The sequence below is a fragment of the Bacteroides sp. 1_1_30 genome, from assembly GCF_020982715.1.
Classification (GTDB): domain Bacteria; phylum Bacteroidota; class Bacteroidia; order Bacteroidales; family Bacteroidaceae; genus Bacteroides; species Bacteroides xylanisolvens.
Genome location: NZ_JAJKHN010000002.1, coordinates 24570 through 44197 on the forward strand (window position 1 = coordinate 24570; position 19628 = coordinate 44197).

At 42.2% G+C, this 19628-nt stretch carries 11 protein-coding genes and 1 pseudogene; 3 read left to right on the forward strand and 9 right to left on the reverse strand.

What is annotated here, in order from left to right; translation table 11 throughout:
• Position 1 precedes the first annotated feature (1 nt).
• From LPH68_RS00725 to LPH68_RS00745, 5 genes are read right to left on the reverse strand one after another with little or no spacing between them, the layout of a single operon-like run.
• Positions 2-517 (reverse strand): DUF1573 domain-containing protein, encoded by a 516-nt coding sequence (locus tag LPH68_RS00725; RefSeq protein ID WP_004307496.1) that lies wholly within the window; start codon positions 515-517, stop codon positions 2-4.
• A 38-nt stretch (positions 518-555) separates the two neighbouring features.
• The gene (locus LPH68_RS00730; RefSeq protein ID WP_128858303.1) at positions 556-2709 is read right to left on the reverse strand and encodes a DUF4838 domain-containing protein; all 2154 of its coding nucleotides are present in this window, start codon (positions 2707-2709) and stop codon (positions 556-558) included.
• Positions 2684-5653 (reverse strand): hypothetical protein, encoded by a 2970-nt coding sequence (locus LPH68_RS00735; protein ID WP_004298137.1) that lies wholly within the window; start codon positions 5651-5653, stop codon positions 2684-2686. The genes LPH68_RS00730 and LPH68_RS00735 overlap by 26 nt, the downstream gene beginning before the upstream one ends.
• Positions 5654-5683: 30 nt before the next feature.
• The gene (locus LPH68_RS00740) at positions 5684-7159 is read right to left on the reverse strand and encodes a glycosyltransferase family 2 protein (protein WP_128858304.1); all 1476 of its coding nucleotides are present in this window, start codon (positions 7157-7159) and stop codon (positions 5684-5686) included.
• A 5-nt stretch (positions 7160-7164) separates the two neighbouring features.
• Positions 7165-8337, reverse strand: a complete 1173-nt coding sequence (locus tag LPH68_RS00745) for a HEAT repeat domain-containing protein (protein ID WP_195443537.1) — start codon at positions 8335-8337, stop codon at positions 7165-7167.
• Between the two features lie 325 nt (positions 8338-8662).
• On the opposite strand from LPH68_RS00745, the gene LPH68_RS00750 reads away from it, so the two are divergent.
• From LPH68_RS00750 to LPH68_RS00760, 3 genes and pseudogenes are all read left to right on the forward strand, one after another.
• Complete coding sequence (locus LPH68_RS00750) at positions 8663-10030, forward strand: LruC domain-containing protein (protein ID WP_117512389.1); 1368 nt, start codon at positions 8663-8665, stop codon at positions 10028-10030.
• Positions 10031-10145: 115 nt separating this feature from the next.
• A pseudogene (locus LPH68_RS00755) lies at positions 10146-10838 on the forward strand (DUF6250 domain-containing protein).
• 35 nt (positions 10839-10873) lie between these two features.
• Complete coding sequence (locus LPH68_RS00760) at positions 10874-13945, forward strand: chondroitinase family polysaccharide lyase (RefSeq protein WP_230296832.1); 3072 nt, start codon at positions 10874-10876, stop codon at positions 13943-13945.
• Between the two features lie 397 nt (positions 13946-14342).
• On the opposite strand, the gene LPH68_RS00765 is transcribed toward LPH68_RS00760, so the two are convergent.
• From LPH68_RS00765 to LPH68_RS00780, 4 genes are all read right to left on the reverse strand, one after another.
• Complete coding sequence (locus tag LPH68_RS00765; protein ID WP_195443540.1) at positions 14343-15578, reverse strand: DcaP family trimeric outer membrane transporter; 1236 nt, start codon at positions 15576-15578, stop codon at positions 14343-14345.
• Positions 15579-15632: 54 nt separating this feature from the next.
• A complete protein-coding gene (locus LPH68_RS00770) occupies positions 15633-16577 on the reverse strand; it encodes a tRNA-dihydrouridine synthase family protein (protein ID WP_128857396.1) in 945 nt (314 codons plus the stop codon).
• Between the two features lie 144 nt (positions 16578-16721).
• Positions 16722-17822 (reverse strand): DUF5017 domain-containing protein, encoded by a 1101-nt coding sequence (locus LPH68_RS00775; RefSeq protein ID WP_128857395.1) that lies wholly within the window; start codon positions 17820-17822, stop codon positions 16722-16724.
• Positions 17823-17852: 30 nt separating this feature from the next.
• A complete protein-coding gene (locus tag LPH68_RS00780) occupies positions 17853-19625 on the reverse strand; it encodes a RagB/SusD family nutrient uptake outer membrane protein (RefSeq protein WP_128857394.1) in 1773 nt (590 codons plus the stop codon).
• Positions 19626-19628: the final 3 nt, after the last annotated feature.

Sequence of the window (19628 nt, forward strand, 5' to 3'; positions counted from 1 at the left end):
TCTAAGGATTCCCTACATAATATCCCAACTCCGATTCTTTTCCGTCCACCATCTCCCTGACAATGCCGTTTTTGGTGTTGAAATCCTGATAGAGTTCTTCATAATCACGTGTATAATCTGCGTCGGGGACTACGTTAACATCAAATTTTAGTTCTGCTTTTCCATTTGGGAGCATATTGCCGAAAATCCGGATGCGGTGAACCACTTCGCCTACATTCTTGATGCTGTTGTAGGTTGCTTTGAATTGCCTGATACCGTCTTCGGGAATGATGATATGCGAACTTTTATCCAGAATGATACAGCCACAGGAAGGTTGCATTTCTGAAATGATTAACGGAGCGTCTCCCGTGTTGGTGATGGTAAACATGATATCGAGTTGCTGACCTTGCTTGATAGGGTAATAGTGCCTGACGGAATCTTTTATCGTCATGCTGGTGGGACGTACTTCCTTTCTGCACCCTGTAAAGTAGAGCGGAAGTGCCGTCAGTAGTAAAATATAGAATATAGATTTATTCATTGTTGCCATTTATTTTTGTTATATCACTTTTTCAGCATTTAAGGGATGAATGCAATTTCATCGATACCCATTTGCGTTCCCGGCTTCTTTAAACAACTGATTTTTATGCTTAATTGTTCTGTTCCGTTCAAGTCTGCCGGAACGGTGGCTTTCATCATTTCTCCTTTTTCTGGGGAGTCTTCCGGTTTTAAGTCTATTGTTTTATAGGCTACTCCGTCTTTCAACAGTTGAACTTGCTGTGGAGCATAGATGCGATGGCGGGGAAGATTCAAAAAACTGATATAGAATGTTCCTGATGCATTGAGTCCTTTAACCGGCAGGTTGATGGTACATTCTTCTCCCGGAATGATAACCCAACCGCAATGATAGTCTCCGGGTAAACCGTGAGTGCCATCGGTCAGTTTCTTTGAATCATTTTTATTTAGTTTAGGGGTTGCGGAAGGATGCATTCCCAGAAACAAACTTTTCTTTATGTCGGAAGCAAGTATATATTGTTCCCATTCCTTTATATAATAGTCAATCTCATAAGCTGACTCATTATAATATCCCATTCCGGCAAATGCTTGATGCTCTTTGAGCTGGGTGACCCATTTACGAGCTTGGGGAAGCGGTTGAATATCCTTTCCATTCCGCTTGGCATATCCGTAAGCGTCGAAACTGTGGTCACGTGCTAATTCCATGCGCGTGAAAGACAAGGCGGTCTGGAGCTCGTGCAGCTTTTTGCGCTCTTTCCCTTTTGCTTCGGATACAAAATCTCCCATTTCATCATAGAATTTGATAAACTTCTCCGGATAGAGGAATCCTTTTTCCGATTCTCTGATACCGGCGTAAAGTCCGAGCCGCTTTCCAGATTGGGCGTTGTTTTCTAGCTCTGTGTAGTAATCGTACAGCCATTTTTTGGATACCGGGTATTCCTGATTGAAATAGCTTTTAATTAACTCATCAACCGGAAGTTCCGGGTTGATAAGAAGGGCTGATAATACAAAAGTCCTCATTTCATCGAAAGAAGAATAGCTGTAGCCGCTTCCGTTGAAAAATATGCCGCTGGCTCCGTGTTGTTTGAAAAGTTGGAGTCTTTGCTGGGCTATCTTTAATATGGGGAAAGGAGTGAGGTAGTCGTCGAAGTTGTTGATATAGTCCCATATATAGATGTTGTTCGTTACTTTCTTCCAGTTGTCGAGTTGTTCCGCAAATTTCTTGTCTTGCTCGTCCTTGCCGTCTGTCCGGCGGAGCGGGTAGTCGATAGCGCTGACAATTACCCCGACGTTAGGCGGGAGCTGTTTGTTTGTGACTTGTTGCGTAGTCAGGTAGGAAGTCGTAAAGAACGTGTGTTTGGGAAAACGCTGCGACAGGCGGAGGATCAGTTCCGTAACGGCGGGAGTTGCGTTCTTCTCTGTATTTCCCAATGCGGTGCAGGTGGCACACGTACAGGCGTACGGAGTATCATCCGGTGCGATTACAAAACGGAAATTCCCCTTTTCACCGAAGTTATCTACGATGTAACTTTCTATCTGGCGATACATATCCTCGGAAGAAAAACACAGTTGTGAGTCATCTGTCTTCCCGTGAATGGTGGCATATACTTTCTCTGCATCTTTTCCCAAGACTTTTCGCAGGTTGTGTCCCCATATTCCCCAGCTGTCGTCAAAGTTGTCCAGGCCGATAACGCCTGTATGATCGGCGTTCAGGCCGTATGGAGAATAAATACTTTGATAGTCAAATGCAAAAGCTCCGCAAGTATCGTTGAGATTGATAAGGGCGGGAGGAAGATCCGAACCGTCTATACGCGGGTCTTCTTTGCTGATCTTCTTTATCAGTTGGTATTGCAGCCATAACATTTGTTTGTCGTCACTTGCGGTCAGTCTGATATCAGAGCCTTTGCAGGCTACTTTGAATCCTCTCTGCAATGTTGGGTCTATCTGTATGATGATGCGCCACATGTCCATTTCGGAAACGCCAAAAGCTACTATTTCATCGTCGTTTGCACGCTTCTTGAGATGCTCGTACAGGTATTTCGCCCACCGGGTGTCTCTGTCGGTCGGATCCTCACCAATGGTGACGAGATACCCTTCTTTAGATGGGAACATCTCCGTGCGTGCCTGCATACGGCAGCCGGATAAAAGGCAGCAAATACATATCATTCCTGCCAATACAGGGCCAAGCGTATCAGAATGAAATATAAACTTGTGCATAGATGTTATATAAGTTTTTATAGCGTGTCGATATGGATTCTATCTGGTTGGACGGACTTGTCCCTCGCACCGTATTGGTTTGGTTATAATAGGTGTTCCAAGTGCCCATCAAGCCTATGGTAATGTTGGGACTGACCATATACTGACCTCCCAATCCCACCATGGTATTGGTGTGAGAGAAAGAGCCGGGCAGCGCATAGTCCAGTACGGCCGTTTCCGGTGCCGATCCGATGCTTGCCATGGCGTTGATATTTGTCTTTGTATCGCTCGCCGGGAAGTATTTGGCGCCAATCTGCGCATTGTAATAGAAGTTAGAGTTGAAGAAGTGCATATCGATCTTCGTGTTGAGACGAACCACTTCAATGGTCTTGGCTAATTCTCCGCCTACAGTGAGTAGGTTAGTCTTTGACTCATTCCAACCCGTAAACAGATAGCCATTGTCTCCGGTGCCGCCTGCAAAGAATTCATCGTTCCATTCATAACGCTTTGTGTAGGCGGCTACCCGTCTATAACCCACATGTGCGCCTATTTCCCAATCATTCTTGAGATAATGCCGTAAAGCGACATCAGCCGTTATGTCCGGGAAGTATTTGGTCGCAAAGGCTGCATTGGCCGTGAGGCTCCACTTCGGTGAGAAGTGATGCGTCCACTCACCTTGTACCTGAATGCCAACCCCTCCTGGTGTCTGTTCTTCAGCCTCCATGCTGTCGCTTGCCGAGCCACTTCGCCCTGCATAGTTGAGGCGTCCTGTGTAGCTGTTCTTCTGGCCTTTTCGGGTATATTCGGCTGTTGCAACAGAGGTAATGATATCTTCTTCTCCGTAGCGTGCACGGAGATAGGTCAAAGCAATCTCATTCTTGAGCATCATGCTTCTAAGGCCCGATAAATGTCGTTGGAAAGAGCGATATTCCATGATGGATGGCTCGTAGTACTTTTGGTAATAATAGGCTGAATCCGCTTGACGGTTGGCTTCATATACCACTCCCTTGGTGTACTTCAATGATTTGTTCTGACTGTCATAAAGCAAAGCTGTATCAAGAACAGCGAGAGCCTTTTCCGGTTCTTTGGCTTTTGTCAGTTGCAGGGCACGGTATTCACTGCTCTGTGAGAATGCACCTATAATCTCTTTGTTGCTCGGGTATTTATTGAGTATCGGCTTCAGAAATTCCAAAGAAGCTTCGTATCTCTTGTCACGTTCAAGCACGGTAGCTCTTTTAGCCTGATAGAATGGTTCTTCAGGATAATAATTGATTCCTTGTGCTGTATATTTCTCGAATTCATCGTATTTTCCGAGTAAACCGGACGAATTGATGGCATACCGTAATCCGAGATCGCTCGATGGATTCAGGCTAATTAGCTTAACAGATTCCTCGTATGCTTTCTTCGTAGCTCCGGCTTCCATACATTTCTTGATGTACGGCACTGCTAGTTCCTCGTATCCGATAACATAGAAAATGCGCATATCCTCATCACTCTGCTCGATGGCAGATAGATACAGTTGCAAAGCCTCTTCGGTTTTATCCATTTTATCGAGAATAAATGCCCTTTTCAACGTGCCGTTTTCGTAATCAGGGAAGTGAAGAGTGATGGTGTCCAATGTTGCAAGTGCTTCATTGTAACGTTTCATATTGATATAGCAACTCAAGGCTTTTTCCCATGCGGCACCGTTCACTTCATTGTCGTCTACATGTTTTTGAGAAACGAACAATACGTGCGGCAATGCTTCTGCGTACAGACCAAGTTCCATCAGTTTTTCAGCTTTCTTCATGTGTTGTGCGCTCATGGCAAGCGTAATATCATAATCATCAGGATACATCTCATACATCTTTTTCAGCGTTGAATAGGCAAGATCATCCTCATTCATCTGGCGATAAAGCATATATTCTTTATAAAGAATTCCTTTATCATTGTTGCCATATTGTTTTTTAGCTTCTCTGATATAGAAGAGTGCGTCATCGGTATATCCCCGGGTGACGGAAGTGTTCAGCAGGTAGTCTAATGCTTCCTTGTTCTTATTACCTCCTTCGTAGGCCATGCCATATAATACATAAGGATCCCGCTGCTTCTCTGCTCGGGCAGCCTCCATTAACAGGTCGTTATACATACGTCGTATGGCAGGGCTGTTGTTTCTTCGCATTTGCTCGCGTATAAACACCAGAGCTTCCGGATAACGTGCCAATTCACTAAGGATACTCGCCCTTTTGACGATAAGCGCACCGCTTCCCGGTATGGCAGCCAAACCGTTGGATGACCAGCCTAGAGCAGCTTCCCGGTTTCCTTCCTGTAAATGCAGGTTAATGATGTCCAGATAATATTCTTCGTTTTGAGGAGATACTTTGATGAGCTCCGTCAGCTTTTCGATAGCCTCTTTTCGGTTACCACCTTTTTTCATTTGCTGGTAGCCTACCTCCATGCTGTAGATATAATCCTTCCTTAGAATGGTATCGTTCGGGTAAATCTGATTGATTCGTTTCAACAGACGATCTGCTTCCACATCGTTGTTCTGCTTGCGGTACAGTTCAATCTTTCTTCGCCATAAACCTCTCCAATACGGATTCACTTCCAGCAACTCATTAACGTAACAAATAGCACTGGAATAATTCTCGGTGATATCTTCTACATCTACCAGCAGATGTTTGGCATTGACGTTGTTGTAATTGTCATCTATCGCTTTGACAAGATGATAACGCGACTGGTCATAGTTCTTTTCGTGGAACCAGTATTTTCCCATGAGCCATTCAAGGTCAGAAACATTCGGGTATTTCTGAAGGCCCTCCTCCAACAGCTCTTTCCCTGCTTCCCATTCCTCGTTCGCAAAATGCTCCTGTACAATCTGGGCATATTGCTCCGGTGTCTGGAATCCGTTGTCGGTCCCGGAGGAAGAGGTTATCAGTAAAAACAGACAACCTAATATGGTGATCTTATGGAGAAATTCTCTGTTCATTCTATCTTGTCTTTAATCTTTCTTTCTTGTTTAAATCGTAGCAGGTTCGGGCTTCATTGCCGTTATATCAGTACCGTCTGCACTTTCTTCTTTCTGCTTGAATCCTTTCCGTTCCATGTTCTTCCACTTGAAGTCTCTATTGGTCAGATAACTGAGGTATCCTCTCAATGAACAGAAAGTGATGATGGGATGATAGAAGATGGGCTCCAATATGGACGCAATGATAATCCACAGGTATTCATATCCTCTTTTATATAGCATCCCGACATAGTAGTCGTAGGTAATAACAACGATGGAAAGGAACTGGCAGAACGTATAGATCGTCAGGTAAATCATCCATGCCGTGTTCCAGTTGACTGCTCCTGTAAAGGCCAGATAGATAAATACTATCAAACCGACGAGCTCGATGATCGGCGCTAGAAACTCAAAAACGAACATATAAGGCAGAGTTAACAGTCCCATCTGTTTATACGTCTTTTTGAAAATCATCTTACGATGGATATTAAGTGTCTGGAACAATCCCCGTGCCCAACGGGTACGTTGCCGGTAAAGCATTGCCAGGTTGGGAGGTCCTTCCGTCCAACAACAAGTATCAGGAATCTGTACGATCTTATAAGGACGGGAGAAGTCGCACATATATCCTACCATGCGGGTAATGAGGTCCATGTCTTCGGCAAAAGAGGGAGCATCGTATCCTCCGGCTGCAATCGCTACCGAACGATCGAAAAGACCGAATCCACCGGAAACATTCGGCATACCATTGATAGCGGACCATCCCATCTTACCAATCAGATAAGAGCGCATATATTCCAGATTCTGGAAAAGTGGAATCGGTGTACGGGGAGTTCTAACGTCTATGATTTGTCCGTCTTTCACGACGCATCCGTTAGCCATCAACATCGTTCCGCTGACTGCAATTACTTGTTTTTCTGAAGATATAATGGGCGAGATACAACGATAAAGAGCATACTTTTCCAAAATGCAATCCACATCCGTGCAGATAAAATAAGGATGAGAAGCAACGTTGATACCCGCATTGGATGCATCCGCTTTGGTTCCTCCATTTTCTTTGTCTACAACGATGAGTCGGCTGTATTTCGGGTTGGAGGATTTGAGGAGTCTTCGGAACGGCCTGGTTTTGATTCGCTCGATATAAGCATAGGGCACTTCTACCAGTTCATAATATTCGGTCATCTTTTCCAATGTGTTGTCCGTACTTCCATCATTTACAATAACCACCTCGAAAAGCGGATATTCCAATGCAAGCATGGAGTTCACATTATCAATGATTGTTTTTTCTTCATTGAAGGCAGGAGCAATTACCGAAATACCCGGTGTATAGGGAGATTCTTTGATTGTTTTCCGCATATAGCTTTCCACATAGTAATCCTTTCTCCGTTTTAGAGAAATGAAAGAGAGGAAGGCGAATGTGACGAAGAATATCGCCAGCATGCTCGTATAAAAGAATACGAAATAATTGAAGAATGTAAATATTATATCTCTCATATTCTCTAATTTAACTGGTTGATTAATGGATGCTTGGTGTGGGCAAACAATATAGCCGTGTGGGAATCTGCTTTTCTTTCCAATTGATCGAATGTTTTCCTTCCCATTGCACTATACTCATAGAGGGCTTTGAGTATAACTCTCTTGGTTCCCCAGTTATCTGCTTCATCATAAGCATTGTAAAGAAATCCTAAAGCCTTATCGGTTTTTAGATCCGCAATAGCCGAAATGATTTGTCGTTTGACTTCTTCCGGTTGTACATTATACATTTCAATCAGCTTAGGTTCAACCTCTTTGTATTTTAGTTTACCTAAAGTCTTGATTGCTTCACCCCGTATTTCCACAGAACGGACATTGAGTTGCTTCGCGAGAATTGGGGCACTTTCGGTTTCATTATATAACCGGATTTCGTTGATAAAGAATATCTTAACGTTTTCTTCAGCTGAAGTATTCACCCATTTAATAAAGGTGGGTGTGTTATATCCCACTTTCTTACGGTGTTCCAAGATAGCGTGTAACTCCATCATGTCCCATTGCCTTAACTTCATGCCAATATCTTCGTCGAAGAAGCGGAACGGATCACCCTGGCTTAACCACATATAAGTATAGCGTGCCGAGTTTCTTAGTTCTAGTTCACGATGATAGAGGAAACGCACCAATACTGCTTCAGAGGCATAGCCATTGATGGACTGAATAAGTTTCAGAGCTTGTATCTTTGATCTTTTGGAACCGAATTGAAGTTCGCGTTCAAGGAAACGTGTGATTTGGAATACGGTTTGAATCGTTTGATAGTTTAGTTCATTGATCTCATCTTCATGCACACTCTTGATTTCTGTTAACAGTTGAGTGATAATGCGCAACTCGTTAGGTTTCGGGCGCTTTTTTGTATCATATTCTAATCTGTCAGCTATCTCTCCTTCACTCAATGTATTGGAGTCTAGTGAGATAGCTTTCATTTCTTCATAATACTTATCAAATGCTTTATTGTATTTCCGCTTCTCTTTTCGTCTTTTAAATATACCATATATAATATGGAATAGGAGAAATAAGTACGCAATAATACAAAACATTACAGCAATTGAGCATATTCTTATGATTAAAGGATAGCCAATAAACTTGTAATATATCCAATAGAAATAATATTCTACGTAATCTATACCATACAGTACTTGATCCATTTCCCTTGATATATTTATATATAAAACTTGTATATTCAGAATAAAAGTTCTATATTTGTTGTATTGAATGTTCTGTCTAATGCAAATATACGAAATAACTTGTATATATTATCCATTGTTCATGAACAGGCCTTTTGAGCCCTATTTTAGCTCTTGTGATTATTTTCGATGGAAAGGATTGAAATTACAAATAAAGGCAAGCAAAAAGCTATTAGGCGTTAAATATATTTTTGATAAGTTAACAAATGAAGCCTGAAAATAAGTGTGATAAGCTAGGCTCTCATGCGAAACAGAAACAAACAATAAATTTAAAAATTAGATTAAGATGAAAATTAAAGGTTTGATGTATGTCCTTATGGGGACAATGTTGGTTACCACTTCCTGCTCTGATAATGAGTTGGAAAAAGGTAAAGATGGTTCGGGAACTGTTGACCCGGTAAATGCTTCTGCACTTGTGAATGTATATTCTGATAAAAGTGGTTCTGAAGCGAGTCTGCTTGTGGGAGATGTATTAGTGAAAGATTCCCGCACTCTTACGTTGAATGTTCCTGCTGCTTGCGAGAAAGTGTATATGAAATACAATACAGTTTCGGGAACAGAAGCTACAAAAGAATTTGCTTTGTCTCCTGTTAGTCGTGGTGTAGATCAGAGTACTGGTTTCAATTTTGAAACAAACCGTCTGGCATCGGTAACTCTTGCGCTTCCTGAAGATGCAGTGCAGCCGACAAATGAAACGGACCAAGGCTATCTTTTTTATCATAACACAGGTGTGGTGATGTTCGAAGATGGTTGGCCTACTCAATTGGCTTCATGGTATGATGAAGATTTCAATGATGTTGTTTTCGAGTATGATTTGAAGGTGACTGAATGTCATAGTCAACAAATGATGGAGACCGTAGGAGGCAAGGAGGAATTATTGCTGACTTTGGACGTTCGTGCAGTAGGTGGAACATTACCGACTGTGTTAGGTGTTGTTTTGGATGGTTTGAAAAGTGAGTATGTTGACCGGATTACTGCAAGCCTTGTACTGAAAGGTGGTCAGGGAACAATGACAGACTTAGCTAAAGAGGAACTTTCTACGAAAGATGTAGTGAAGATTGAAAATAAAAACTGGAATTGGAGCAATGATACTCGCACTGAACCACGTTTTGCAATCCTGACTGTAGATAAAGCACAGGCAGAAGGTACTGTTATCACATTGGATGGTTTAAGCTCTTTGAAAGATAATAATCAGGATATGTTCCAGGTAAGACCGAAAAAAGTAAGAGAAGGACTGCCTATGTTGCGTGCTGAAGTCAGATTGATTGGTAAAGAAGGGCTAACTGGAGCTGATAGAGATGCTCAGCTTGCAGCATTTAGAGAACTGATTCTTGATACTAATAGACAAAACTTCTTTATTTGGGCTAACAATAAGGAAATCCACATGAAGGGTTATGCACCGACTTCTGCTTATAAGGCTGAATATGATAAATTGGTTGCAAAGGACGCTACATTAGATAAAGATGTTTATTATTCAAACACTAACGGTTCCACTTGGGGAGTTAAGATGCCGGTTGGCGCACGTCATGCCTATGAGAGTGTACCTTTTGTAGAAGCGTATACAGGATTTGCTGATTGGGTAAATACTAACGGTAAATCAAATAAGAATTGGTATGAGGGCTTTGATCCAGAAAAAACTGTAAGATATTGGTAATGCAAATTATCAGTCAATACGTTATTTGAGATATTTTGTACAATTTGAACCCCTCTTTTTTCGAAAAGAGGGGTTTCTTTGTATTCGGAAGAATAATCTTTAAACTAATACCGTAATGACGAAGCGATTTTTTATAGGCTACAGTTTGATTACTTTTTTTCTCTTAAATAGTGTGGTGCTTTTGGCACAGCACAAAGCTTCTTTTGTGCAGCAATGGAAAATAGAAGATGCATCCCATGCTTTGCAAATAATAGAACGTGCGGATACATTAGAATTGATAGTTCCGGACTGACTGACTATGTGGTATCGGCAACGATTGGCAGGCGATTATGAAATAAGTTATCGTATTTGTATGGTGATGCAAGGTGGAAAGTATGACCGCTTGAGTGATCTGAACTGCTTCTGGGCTGCCAATGATCCTAAATACCCTGATGATCTTTTTGCCCGTAGTCAGTGGCGTGACGGCATCTTTAAAAACTACAATACATTAAACCTTTTCTACGTTGGATACGGAGGAAATGATAATTCAACGACCCGTTTCCGTCGATACAAAGGAGAATATTATGGAGTGGCAGATGACAAGGTGAAACCTTTATTGAAAGAATATACCGATGCCCCTCATTTACTCGTCCCCAATCAGTGGTATGAGATTCGGATTCGAGTGGAAAAGGGAATCACAACTTATTCTGTGAATGATGCAGAGTTGTTCCGCTATACCCTTGCGGGTGGTGAAGGTGACGGGCACTTCGGTTTACGTCTTTTACAGAATCACGTACTCTTTACAGATTTTAAAGCGACTATACTTTGACTTATATACTGAAAACCTAATAAGACCATATTTCCATGATGAAACAACTTTTTACTAAATTTGGAGTGACAACTCTGTTTTCTCTTTTGTGCTCAGCATTCCTTCATGCGCAAGTCGTAACAGATGAGCGGATGTTTTCTTTTGAAGAACCGCAAATACCGGATTGTATCACCGCTACCCATTCCCGCCTGTCGGTATCTGATCTGCATTATAAAGATGGAAAACATTCGTTGGAATGGACATTTGAACCGGGTGGTATATTGGAACTCAAGAAAGACTTGAAGTTTGAGAAGAAAGATCCGACCGGCAAGGATTTATATCTTTCGGCTTTTATTGTGTGGATTTATAATGAAGTGCCTCAGGATGCGACTATTGAGTTTCATTTTCTGAAAGACGGCAAAAAATGCACATCTTTCCCTTTTGGTATTAATTTCAGTGGTTGGCGCGCCGCATGGGTCTGCTATGAACGTGATATGCAAGGCACACCGGAAGAAGGCATGAATGAACTCCGAATTATTGCTCCAAATTCAAAAGGAAGCCTTTTCATCGATCATCTGATTACGGCTACTAAGGTTGATGCACGTCAACAGACGGCCGACCTGCAAGTCCCTTTTGTCAATGCCGGAACCACCAACCATTGGCTGGTTGTCTATCAACACTCGCTTTTGAAACCGGATATTGAATTGACTCCTGTAGACGATAAGCAAAGAGCAGAAATGCAACTGTTGGAAAAGCGTTTTCGTGATATGATCTACACGAAAGGGAAAACGACAGATAAAGAAGTAGAAACCATCCGTAAGAAATATGATTTCTATCAGATAACTTATAAGAATGGCCAAGTATCGGGAGTACCTATTTACATGGTACGTGCTTCAGAAGCTTATGAACGGATCATACCGAACTGGGATAAAGATATGCTGACTAAAATGGGAGTGGAAATGCGTGCTTATTTCGACCTGATGAAAAGAATTGCCGTTGCATATAATAATGCGGAGAATCCGGTGATTCGGGAAGAAATGAAGAAGAAATTCTTAGCAATGTACGATCATATAACCGATCAGGGAGTAGCTTATGGTAGTTGTTGGGGAAACATCCATCATTATGGCTATAGTGTTCGCGGTCTGTACCTGGCATATTTTCTGATGAAAGATGTGCTTAGGGAAACCGGGAAACTTCAGGAAGCCGAACGTACGTTACGTTGGTATGCGATTACTAACGAAGTATACCCTAAACCGGAAGTTAATGGAATTGATATGGACTCTTTCAATACACAGACCACAGGACGCATTGCCAGCATTTTAATGATGGAAGATACACCGGAAAAACTACAATATCTCCGGTCTTTCTCCCGTTGGATTGATTTTGGTTGCCGTCCTGCATTGGGATTGTCCGGTTCGTTTAAAGTAGACGGAGGTGCCTTCCATCATCGAAATAGCTATCCGGCTTATGCTGTGGGCGGACTCGATGGAGCAACCAATATGATCTATCTTTTCAGCCGGACGGAATTTGCTGTTTCCGAGTTAGCTCATGAAACAGTGAGAAATGTACTGTTGACCATGCGTTTCTACTGCAATAAGCTGAACTTCCCTCTTTCCATGTCCGGTCGTCATCCGGATGGAAAAGGTAAACTGGTTCCTATGCATTTTGCTATGATGGCTTTAGCCGGTTCTCCCGATGGAAAGGAGGAATATGATAGTGGAATGGCTTCTTCTTACCTCCGTCTGATTTCAGACCCAAGTATTGAAAATGACTCTCCTGAATATATGCCTAAGGTTTCAAATGCTGAAGAACGTAAGGTGGCAAAACTTCTTATAGAGAAAGGTTTCCGTCCGGAGCCGGACCCGCAGGGAAATATAGCGATGGGATATGGTTGCGTCTCTGTCCAACGTCGTAGTAACTGGTCGGCTGTGGCACGCGGACATTCCCGTTATTTATGGGCGGCAGAGCATTATCTGGGAGCAAATCTATACGGTCGTTACCTGGCGCACGGCAGTTTGCAAATATTGACTGCTGCACCGGGACAGACAGTAACTCCCGCCACTAGCGGCTGGCAGCAGGAAGGTTTTGACTGGAACCGTATTCCGGGAGTGACATCTATTCATTTGCCATTGGAGCAATTGCAGGCTAAGGTGCTCAATGTAGATAGTTACTCTGGAATGGAAGAGATGCTTTACTCCGACGAGGCTTTTGCCGGTGGTTTGTCTCAACAGAAGATGAATGGTAATTTTGGAATGAAGTTACATGAGCATGATAAGTACAACGGATCACATCGGGCACGTAAATCTTACCATTTCATCGATGGAATGATTGTCTGTCTTGGTTCGGATATTGAAAATACAAATACGGAGTTCCCGACAGAAACGACTATCTTCCAATTGGCAGTTACTGATAAAGCAGGGCATGATTATTGGAAAAATTATCAAGGAGATAAGAAAGTATACGTAGATCATTTGGGAACGGGTTATTATGTTCCAACTCCCATTCGGTTTGAGAAGAACTTTCCTCAATACTCGCGAATGCAAAACACAGGAAAGGAAACAAAGGGTGATTGGGTTTCTTTGGTTGTAGATCATGGAAAGGCACCGAAAAACGGAAGTTATGAATACGCTGTTCTGCCTCAGACGAATGAAGCTCTGATGAAGAAATTTGCAAAGAAGCCCACTTATAGGGTATTACAGCAAGACCGGAATGCACATATTGTAGAGTCCGTCTCCGAACAGATCATTTCTTATGTGTTGTTTGAAACTCCTGAAACGACATTGCCGGGTGGTTTATTACAACGTGTGGATACTTCCTGTCTGGTTATGACTCATAAAGAATCTGTTGATAAGATTAAGTTGACGGTGGCACAACCGGATTTGGCTTTGTATCGCGGTCCAAGCGATGAAGTGTTTGATAAAGATGGGAAACGTATCGAACGTAGTATCTATTCACGACCATGGATTGAAAATGCCAGTGGTGAAATACCTGTGACTGTAACGATAAAAGGGCAATGGAATGTAGAAAGAACTCCGTTTTGCAAGGTGATTTCTTCTGATAAGAAGCAAACAATTTTGCAGTTCAGTTGCAAAGATGGCGCTAGCTTTGAAGTGGAGTTAAGGAGATAAAAGTCAGACAACAGGCGATCATTTGCTTTCCCTGACAGAGAACAGTAGTTTTACCGTATGAAACTTTTAGTTTCAAGGCTTGAAACCAAAGGTTTCGCACCGGGAAACTAAAGTTTCAGCACCGAGAAACAATAGTTTCAACGGCATGGAAACTATTGTTTCATGCGGTGAAACAAAGATAATGCATTCATGAAATAAATAGGATTGCCTGGAGCTTCCGGAGTGAATACCTCCGCGTTGTGAAATGTAGTTTATCTGTTTCTGGTGACGGCATTATTGTTGTCACACTACTGTCACCTATTGCTGTCACGGTGTTAATTGTTAATAATCAAATCGTTAAGCAGCAATCGGTGACAGGTGACAGATATATAATTAAAATAATTGTATAGTAGAGAGGTTAGAACATAAACATGGCAACGGCAACAATACGGTTGTTACATACGGCATGGGTATCTTGAATTTTCCCATTGGACGTATTGAGCGAACCATACCATGCAGAGCTTAATGTATATTCCAACCCGAATTTCCAGTGGGGGACATTGTAGGTCAGCTCTGCTCCTGCCGTAACTAATTGGTTAAGGTCTGTTCCTGTTCCATAAAGTTTTGCATCATTTCCTTTGGGAGCATATAGCGCATCACTTGTTCCCAGATTCTTGGCATAGCCTACGAAGATTCCCGGCTTCCATTTCTGTCCGTAGACAACGTTGAACCAAGAGCTGGAGAAGCGTATCGGAGTATATTCTTGTTCTCCCGTTTGTTCGTTGACAGACTTGATTCCGAATCCACCCAAGCCGGAAGCTTGTGTCAGATTGGATCCTAATACACTCTTCGCAGCAATGAACCAGTCTTTGTTGGTGTATTTCACATGAGCTTCGTATGAAAGAGTTGTGATGCGTTCGTCTACCTTATATGTATCTTTATTTACGGTGGACTCCGTACGGGGTTTCAATGATAACAACTCAATGCCTACGCCGGCCAGCAAACCGCTATTCTTATAATCAGCTCCGACATAAAATTCGGGAATACAGCTTTGCTTCAGATACTTATGTGTTTTCCCTTCCGGTCCTTGTGAAGTATATTGTGATTGCCACACTGCGGCTCCGGTAAGTTGGAAATTCTTGTTTGTATAGCGATAACGAATTTGTGGCGCACGGCTGAATGGTTGGAACGGTGCTCCTACGGAGAGATTAAGAATCTGCGGAGACACATCTCCGAATAACGGATGCCAGTTCTGCCCGAGCAATAAAGCCGATTTACCCCAATCCAGATTCAAATAAGCATGACGAAGACGAATGACTGAATAAGAAGTGCCTGTGCCGCGGAAGTCGACTTCTACTTTGGCAGATGTCTTGGCTGTTCCCAGTTTTGGACCGGCAACGTCTACTCCAAGTCGTGAATATAAAGTATAGAAGTTACTGTTGGGTGTTGAGTTCAAATCGTTCCCCTCCGGATCACGCACTTTGTCTTTTGGATACATATAAAACAATCCGTCTACGGTTTCTTCGTTAGCACGACTATTATAATAGAAGTCAGTACGAATCTGTCCATAGAATTTGAACTTGAAATCCTGCATTTGTGCGAAACTGCCCGATACGGTTATCAGACAAAGAAAGATTAGAATGTATTTTTTCATAATGTGCTTGTTTATAAACGGGCGCAAAATTACGTAAAATTACTGGTTATCAGTTCATCGTTGATTAAAAAAGGCAAGAATCGCCTGATTATATTTATTCAGATTTCCGCTTTTATGAATTGCTTTCAGTAATTTTCTGTCTGCTTGCGGCATTAAATATTCCCAGAAAGTTTTCATTTTGTTCAGAAGTTGTTCGTCTCCTCCTTCCAACTGTTCTGCATATTGATTGTATACGCATTTGTGCATAGATTGCAATTTTTCTCTCATTTCATCGAACTCGAGCGCACGGTTTTGTCTATACTCCAAAGCTAATGCCGGGTTGGCAAGTAATCCCCGTCCTATCATAATTCCGGCTAGTCTGGGAAACTGTTCCTGAATGCGGTGAATATCTTCTACGCTATTGATATCTCCATTATAGATGAGCGGATGTTTGCAGGCACTCTGAAAAGCCTCAAACGCTTTAAGGTCAACTTCTCCTTTATATTGCTGTTTTCCCAAGCGGGGATGCATAACCACTTGTCGCAAGGGTAGCTCATTGATAATCGGAGCCAGTCTCAGACATTCTTCCGGATCTTCCCAGCCCAACCTCATTTTGATGGAGAAACTTATTTGCGGATATTCTGTAATCAGGTTAAGTAACGTCTGAACTTCTTCGGGATAAGGAAGAATGCCCGAACCATTGTGGCGTTTAGCCAACATGGGAAAAGGACATCCCATATTAATGTCGACTTCCTTATATCCCTTTTCAATGAATAGGGATAAAATTTTCTCTGCTTTCTCAAAAGAGGGAGCTATCAGTTGGGGAATCAGATGGGCTACCTGATTATTCCCGGGTTCGATTCCCCGCACATCTCTATGGCGGAATCCGCCTTTTTCGAGTCGTACAAATGGGGTATAATAAGTATCTATACCTCCGAAGCAGGCGGTATGGGCATTACGGTAAAACACTTCGGTGTAACCTTGTAATGGGGCAAAATGAATGGGAAGAGTCTTTGGCATTGTTTTTATTTTTGTGCAAAGATACGGAAAAAGTAAAAGAGAGGAACCTCGCGGTCCCTCTCTTTCTGATGTTAAATTGATTAAAGTCTGATTTTTATAAACGTTTTCTATGATTGAAGGTTAGAAAAATTGGGGGATATATTTTTATTCTACAACGTTTATAGTCAGTTCACGTACTACTTGACCACCTTGATGGATGTAGTTTGCATTGTTGGCTACGAAGGTAGCGGTATATGTACCGGCCTCTTCGTAAGTATGTGAGTATATCTCTAACGATTGCGAGATATTCTTAATCGCTACACCAGCGTCAGGATCGCAGGAACCGTTGAGGAGGATTGGATTGGAGATAAGCCAAGTATCCCCTTTAGTATACCCTGCTGCTCCGCCACTGGTTACGAAATCGCTTGGTTGGCTAATTCTCCAGAAATAAGGAATATTACCGTCTACAGTAGCGTATGCTATTTTGTCTTTATATTCTGCGCTTTTCATCTCTTCAAGTGTGAGGTTTTTATTACCTAATGCTTCCTTTAATTTGGTAAGATGAGTGTTGTTTTTTGAAAGATCGTCTAAATTGTAGGTTACATTTAAAGCCGAGAATTCGAAGTTCTTTGCATTAATCGTGGTTGATTTTCCATTGTTGAACTCCAGATTAAGCTGTAAGCCTTTAATATGTATTACAGGCATTGTGCTGCTATTATCAAGAGGGTTGAGGCGGAAAGCAATGTTGATTTCTTTACCCAAGTAAGATATCAAAGGACAAGAATAGTCTTTAGTATCTTTGGTTGCTTTAGGAAGCTCATTTTGACTGACAAGTTCCGTCCATTCACAATTGGTAACTGCTTCTTTGTCTTTTTCCACATTGTTGCCACTAATTCCTTCGAATTGATCGGATATTAATATGTGAGTAGAACCTTCGATGGTTTTCGCACTACCATAGTCATATACTACGGAGAAGTTGATTTCACATTTTTCTACGTCTTCCGGTTGCATTTCAATTCTGTTCCGGTGTTTGTATTCGTGCCCTATCTCACCGCTGAAGAAACTGATAAAATCAGGGTCACCATCGAAGCTGAACGTTACCGGACTTCCTTTCTTTACAGTTACAGTTTTGCCATCGAAGCTGACATTGCTGTCTGTCACCACACCAACTTCCATTGCTGTGTCTTCTTTTAATTCCTTGTCGCATGAAGCGAGACATAGTCCGGCAAAAGCGATAGTCATCAAACTTTTATATATTGTCTTCATATCCTTTTCTTTTTAAAGTTAATAAGGGATTTACCAACCCGGATTATTCGTTTTGATAGCACCGTTTGATCCTATTTCATTGGCAGGAATCGGGAAATAGTTGTAAGACTTCGGAATATTGAAGTAAGTATATACATTGATTCCGAATTTCCAAGATTCATCAGCCTGTGCCTTGTCCACTTGTTCCTGCATCAGTTTGTAATAGTCTCCCCAACGGATCAGGTCGAAACGGCGTGTATATTCGAAGCAGAGTTCCATAGCACGTTCGTCTTTGATAGCCTTGCGGAAGCCAGTTTCATCCAGATTTGTCGGAAGCTTGTTGATTCCTGCACGTTCTCTTACTGCATTGATACATTCATAAGCCAAATCATTAGGACCATGGTTGACTTCATTTTCGGCTTCTGCAATCATTAGCAGAATGTCGGAGTAGCGGAGAAGAGGGAAGTTGATAGAAGTATCGTTCTTGCTCTTCTTGTCTGCTTCATATTCTCTACGATATTTGGCAGCAACCCTGTTGCGATTCTTATTGGCATCATTCTTCGATTCGCGATCGCCGTAAGTAGACCCCGGATCTGTTTTACCATAGCTGAAGGATTTGTCCCAATATTGTTGTTCCACTTCATCTCTTTTTCCTTTCACAAATTCACGGCCGTCTACCGGAGTACCTTCTCCTGCTGACTGGGTGTAAGTGAATGGAGCGATGTTCCAGTTGCAACGGTCAATGTCACCGTTTGCTTCATACAATTCCAGCAGTTTAGGAGTATTCCAGATAAAAGCGTATGCATAGCCCGGATCACCTTTACCGGTGATGGATGCTTTGGAAGAAAGGTCCTTACCCTGAATACCGATAATATTACCAATTCTACCTTCTGCACGTACATCCGTTGAACGGTTACCTGCAAATTCTACCTCCCAGATACTTTCATTAGCCTTGGCACCATCCTTATTGAGAGCAGTGTTATACTTATCAGAACAAATGTCGATAAAGAAGTCCCAATATTTGGCAGTCAGTGAATGACCCTCATTCTTAACTAACTGTGCATAGTAACTTGCTTTTTTGAAATATTCTGTAATCTCGGCACTAGTCGTGTTGTTGGCCAAACCCACTTCCTTGTCACGTTTAGGTTCACCGGCTCTGAACATATATACACGCGCCAACATTCCCCAAGCAGCCGATTTAGAAACACGTCCCGGTAAATAGTTCAAATCTTGAGCAGATTTGAGATCCTCGGCAGAACCATACATCTCTTTAATGATAAAATCATAAATCGTCTGTTTGTCCGTACGTGGAATGGAGAGGTTATAGGCATCTTCTGTAGAAGTAGTCTTGAAAGGTACATCTCCCCAACATTCTACCAAAGTGAAATAATAGAATGCGCGTAAGAAACGGGCTTCGGCTTTGTACTGCTTGCGGGTGTCGTCGTTCATATCGGGCACTGCATCAATATTTTCCAGAAAAATATTGGCTCTGTTGATGCCGGAGTATAGTGTATACCACAATGCTGCAACGGCCGGATCACTTGTATTGGCATTGTTACAGATCAACCCACTTTTGTTAGGTCCGCGGTTGGCACCACCATAGTGTCCCAGATCGTCACCTCCTACAAGGTATAAGAACTCATTTCCGTAGAAGGAACTTTGTCCCAGAATAGCATAGGTTCCTGTTAGCCAAGAGGTAGCGTCCGCTTCATTTTTGAAGAAGTTTTCAGGAGTGGTGTATGTCGGGTCTTTTTCCAAGAAATCGCAGGAAGTCAGGTTAAGTCCGACAAGAAGTGATATGATGATTATTTTTATTGTTTTCATATA